Annotated in this window: 2 protein-coding genes; both read right to left on the bottom strand. The window is 64.1% G+C overall.

The annotated features are described in order from the left end of the window. Positions 1-293 (bottom strand): IS66 family insertion sequence element accessory protein TnpB (tnpB, locus tag NKI85_RS37805; protein WP_352780993.1); only part of this gene is annotated, 293 nt, incomplete at its 3' end. Further along, positions 290-719 (bottom strand): transposase (locus NKI85_RS37810; protein ID WP_352780995.1); only part of this gene is annotated, 430 nt, incomplete at its 5' end. The genes NKI85_RS37810 and tnpB, both read right to left, overlap by 4 nt.

The following is a 719-nucleotide window of genomic DNA, read 5'->3' on the forward strand; positions in this document are numbered from 1 at the left end:
TCGAACAAGGCCGCGAACATCGCCGGCGACATGCGCATCACGCCGTCGCGAACCTGCGGCCAGACGAACTTCGAGCCCTCGAGCCGCTTGTGCACCAGCACAAGGCCGGTGCGATCCCACACCAAAATCTTGATCCTGTCAGCCCTTTTGGCCCGGAACACGAAGGCTGCCCCACAGAACGGGTCGAGGCCTAGCATCTCCTGCACAGCCAATGCCAATCCGTCCATGCCGCGCCGGAAGTCAACCGGCCGGGTCGCCACGTAGATCTTCAGATCGTTGCCCGGTGCAATCATCGCGAGGCCCGAACCGCTCGGATCACCTGCGACAGCTGCTCGAGGTCAACCGCCGTTCGGATCACCATGTCGTCGATCACGATCTCCACCTTCGCCGGCGTCGATTTCGATGGCCTCATCCTCCGCTGAGGCACCGATGTTTCGTCCACCATCAACTGCGCGAACATCGGCGCCATGCTTTCCGGCAGTGCCAGTTGTCCCTGACGAAGGCGACGCCGCCAATCGTAGACCTGCCAGCGGGTCGCGCCATGCTTGCGTGCGACCGCCGCCACCTGCACCCCCGGCATCAGGCTCTCGGCCGCAATCCGGGCTCTCTCAGCCTCCGAGCGAACCCGCCGTCCCGTTGGACCTTCCAGAACCTCGAGCCGGCCTGCGTAGCCAGCTGTTGGGACGTCCAAATCGACGTCCATTTTGCCGTCTGCTCCC

The organism is Mesorhizobium sp. M0571 (assembly GCF_040320985.1).
GTDB lineage: Bacteria > Pseudomonadota > Alphaproteobacteria > Rhizobiales > Rhizobiaceae > Mesorhizobium.